Below are 4,046 nucleotides of genomic sequence, written 5' to 3' on the forward strand. Positions count from 1 at the left end.
CAGCGCGACGCCATGTTCCGTGGCGACCCGATCAACCTGACCGAAAACCGCCCCGTGTTGCACGTGGCCCTGCGGGGCCAGAACGGCCCCTGGGGTGAGGCCATCAGCGCCGACGTGGCGCGCGAACTCGAACGCGTCTGCGCTTTTGCCGATGGCGTGCGCAACGGCTCCATCACCGGGCATTCCGATGGTCCCTTCACCGACATCGTCAACATCGGGATTGGCGGCTCCGACCTCGGCCCCCGGATGGCGGCGGACGCCCTGGCCCATCTCACCGGCGCCGGACCGCGTGTGCACTACGTGTCCAACCCCGATGCCTGGGCTTTGTACAGCGTGCTGCATCCGTTGGACGCCGCGCGCACCCTCATCGTGGTGTCCAGCAAGACCTTCACCACGCAAGAGACGCTGACCAACGCGGCCAGCTGCCAGCGCTGGTTGACCGACAACGGCGTGCCGGCCGAGCGCATCGCCCGGCATCTGGTGGCCATCACCGCCAGCCCGAAAAAATCGGCCGAACTCGGCTACGCCGCCGACAGCACCTTTCTGTTCTGGGACTGGGTGGGTGGGCGTTACTCGATCTGGTCCGCGCTCGGCTTGCCACTGGCCATCGGCATCGGCGGCGGCGCGTTCCGCGAATTCCTCGCCGGCGCGCAAGCCATGGACCAGCATTTCTGCAGCGCGCCGCTGGAAAAGAACCTGCCGGTGTTGATGGCGCTGAACGGCATCTGGAACCGCAACTTCCTGCAGTGCCCGACCCAGCTCATCGTGCCCTACGCCTCGCGCCTGGTGCGCTTTACGCCCTTTGTCCAGCAGATGGACATGGAGTCCAACGGCAAACGCACCCACATCGACGGCACACCCGCCACCGTGGACACGGGCGCCATTGTCTGGGGTGGTCTGGGCATTGATGGACAACACGCCTACTTCCAGCTCATCCACCAGGGCAAGCACACGGTGCCGGTCGATTTCATCGGCGTGCAGAGCGAAGACACGCCCCTGCCCATGGCCGCGACCCACCACGCGGTGGTCAACCTCAACCTGCGCGCACAGGCACAGGCCATGGCCGAAGGCCGCAGCGTGGCCGCCACGCGCGCGTTGCTGTTGAAAGATGGCATGCCCGCCGCTACCGCCGACGTGATGGCGCAGCACCGCAGCTTTGAAGGCAACATCCCCAGCAACATCTTGTGGCTCGACCAGCTCGACCCATCGCGCCTGGGGGCCTTGATCGCGCTGTACGAACACAAGGTCTTCACCCAGGCCGCCATCTGGCGCATCAACGCCTACGACCAGTGGGGCGTGGAACTGGGCAAGACCATGACCAAGGCGTTGGAAGCTGCAGGGCCATGATGCCCCCACGCTCCGCCGTTGCACGGGTCGCTGCCCCCCGAGGGGGCCGATCCGGCTTGGGGCGGCCCGGCGCCGGATTCATACCCCCACGCTCCGCCGTTGCACGGCCCTCAGCCCCCCGAGGGGCCCAATCCGGCTTGGGGCGGCCCGGCGCCGGATCGTTCTCCTATTCAACCGTCCTATGAAAATCGCACTCATCGCCCACGACCGCATGAAAGACCGCATGGTGCAACTGGCTGCGGAGTTCGCGCCGCTGCTCCGGCAACACACGCTCCTGGGTACCGGCACCACCGGCGGGCGCCTGCACACTGAGGTGGGACTGGACGTGGAGTGCCTGCTCAGCGGCCCGCTGGGCGGCGATTTGCAGATCGGGGCGCGCCTGTCCATGGGTGAGGTGGACGCCGTCGTCTTTCTGCGCGACCCCATGACCGCACAACCACACGAACCCGACATCAACGCGCTGGTGCGGGCCTGCGACGTGCACGACGTGCCGTGTGCGACCAATGTGTCGACGGCACGCATGCTGCTGAAGAGCCTGTAGCAAGGCCACAGCCTTTCGGGCGGAAAGGCTACCGCTCAGAGCCGATTCCCTTGATCGCGGTGAAATCCGGGGACCATGCGCTACGACTTTTCCGCAGGCGGAGCGGTCGTCACGACCTTGCCGTCTTTCACCGGCAGCGTGGTGCCGGGCTTGAACGATGTCCGCGCCACGCCGTCTTTGCCATCCAGGCGGTAGCTGACGTCGTAGCCAATCAGCTTCTGCGATTTTTCGTTGACCGTCTTGCAGCGGCGCTCCACCGCCGTGGTCACGTCTTTTTGCTGCATGTTCTTTTGCACTTGGTTACCGGCATAACCGCCAGCCACCGCACCGGCGACGGTCGCCAGGGTGTTGCCGTTGCCACGCCCCACCGCACTGCCCAGCAGCCCCCCCGCGAGGCCACCGACCACCGTGCCGGCCACGCGGTTTTTGTCCTGAACCGGCGCCGTTCTCTGCACCTGCACGTCCGCGCAGTGCTCGCGCGGGGTCACGGCGGTTTCCATGACGGGCTTCACGGCGGTCACCTCGGCGAACTTCGGCGCGGTCAAGCTCTTGTAGCCGGTGACGCCACTGGCCCCCAGCACCACCATGGCAAGACCACCCACAGCAAGACCTTTCATCATCGACCTGTCCATGCGCATTTCCTTTTCAAAAAGGAACAATCTAACGCCGCTGGACCGCCGACCTGTGACAAGAGGTATCGTTCTGCCCACCCGGAACGCCGCACAGGTGCGACCCCAAAGGGAGGCGGCCACCGCCGGAAAAGTCCATCGGCAACCCATCGGAGACCGGGTTGGCGCTGTGGACTTGCGCGCCGCTTCACCTCATTTTTCAGCGCCCACCTGCTGTACCGCGTCCAGGTTGCTGAGCATGCGCTTGAGCAAGTCGATCAGCACTTTGCGCTCGGTCGCGCTGATGCCCTTGAGCAGCGCCTCTTCGCGCGCCATCGCGTAGCGGTAAATGGCGTTGTGCCATTTGTTGCCCTCGCTGGTCACGTGGTACTCGATCTTGCGCAGGCCTTGTGGCCGCGAATCCAGCCATCCGTGGCCCACCAGTGTGGCAATGGACCGGCTCACGGCTCCCTTGTCGAGACCCATGAGTTCACATGCCTTGGATGCCGTGGACCATGGATAGATCTTGAAGTAGGCCAGCACGCGCCATTCGGTGACGCCCACGCCAAACTTCTCGTTGTACAGAAGCGAAGCGCTGCTGGAGACTTTGTTGGAGAGCCACAGCAGCAAGCCGGGCACGTACCTGTCCAGTTCCAGTTGCATGGGGGCGCCCGACGATTCCGTCGCTCCGCGAACTCTAGCCATTGATAACACCTCCATCGACTGTGATCACCTGTCCTGTGACGTAGGAAGCCGCGCCGCTGCACAAAAAGCCCACCACGCCAGCCACATCCTCTGGTTCGCCAAAACGCCCTAGCGGGATTTCGGCCAGGCGCTGCGGCCCCATGGCGGCGACCAGATCGGACGTCATTTTCGTACGGATCAGGCCGGGGGAAACCGCGTTGACCAGCGTCTTGGGCGCCAGATCGCGAGAGAACGACCGCACCAGACCAACGATGCCGCCCTTGGCCGCCGCGTATGCGGCGCGTCCGGGCGTACCACGCTGGAATGCGCGCGACGTGCACAGCACCACGCGGGTCATCTCGTCGGGATCGCACGCGGCCCGAAATGCCAATACCGTCTCGTAGGCCGTCGTGAGGTTGCTGGCGATGGCCCTGTCCCAGACCGAGCGGTCTTCGGTGTCCAGCGGATCGTGCTCGAACAACCCGGCCATGTGTACCAAGGCATAGAGCGGCGCCCCAGCCGCCTGCGCCGCCCGCGCACATGCATGCGCGTCGGACAGAGACGAGACCTGGGTTCGGGTCCGCTCGGGAAAGCCCAATGCCGCGCGGGTCCGCTGCAAGCCTTGTTCATCCACATCCACCAGCGTCACATAAGCGCCGCGCTCGAGAAAGTGGCGCGCACACGCGCTACCGATACCACCAGCGCCGCCGGTCACCAGCACATGCCTGTTCTGAAATTCGTGTTTATCCATTCGTCGGATTTTTATCCATATCAGGTTGACAGGTCAACCTATTTAGCCAGATACTGCACTTAGGTTGATTTGGCAACCTAAGTGCAGTCCCGCTGAAGCGGGTGATTCCAAACGA

General features: G+C 64.6%; 5 protein-coding genes. 2 read left to right on the top strand and 3 right to left on the bottom strand.

What is annotated here, in order from left to right:
• Together pgi and ABYB95_RS18435 are read left to right on the top strand one after the other, a co-directional pair.
• Positions 1-1,347: glucose-6-phosphate isomerase (pgi, locus tag ABYB95_RS18430; RefSeq protein WP_372660160.1), on the top strand; the 1,347-nt coding region annotated here is incomplete at its 5' end.
• Positions 1,348-1,528: 181 nt separating this feature from the next.
• Entirely contained in the window at positions 1,529-1,888 is a 360-nt protein-coding gene (locus tag ABYB95_RS18435) for a methylglyoxal synthase (RefSeq protein ID WP_372660162.1), read from the top strand.
• Between the two features lie 80 nt (positions 1,889-1,968).
• Here the strand turns inward: ABYB95_RS18435 and ABYB95_RS18440 are convergent, their stop codons facing one another.
• The 3 genes from ABYB95_RS18440 to ABYB95_RS18450 form a co-directional block, all read right to left on the bottom strand.
• Positions 1,969-2,520, bottom strand: coding sequence for a glycine zipper 2TM domain-containing protein (locus ABYB95_RS18440; protein WP_372660164.1), 552 nt, complete (start codon positions 2,518-2,520; stop codon positions 1,969-1,971).
• Positions 2,521-2,709: 189 nt separating this feature from the next.
• Entirely contained in the window at positions 2,710-3,159 is a 450-nt protein-coding gene (locus tag ABYB95_RS18445) for a MarR family winged helix-turn-helix transcriptional regulator (protein WP_372660166.1), read from the bottom strand.
• A 34-nt stretch (positions 3,160-3,193) separates the two neighbouring features.
• Positions 3,194-3,931, bottom strand: a complete 738-nt coding sequence (locus tag ABYB95_RS18450; protein ID WP_372660168.1) for an SDR family oxidoreductase — start codon at positions 3,929-3,931, stop codon at positions 3,194-3,196.
• Between the last annotated feature and the right edge of the window lie 115 nt (positions 3,932-4,046).

Source organism: Hydrogenophaga sp. (assembly GCF_041633695.1).
In the GTDB taxonomy this organism is placed as follows: Bacteria; Pseudomonadota; Gammaproteobacteria; order Burkholderiales; family Burkholderiaceae_C; genus Hydrogenophaga.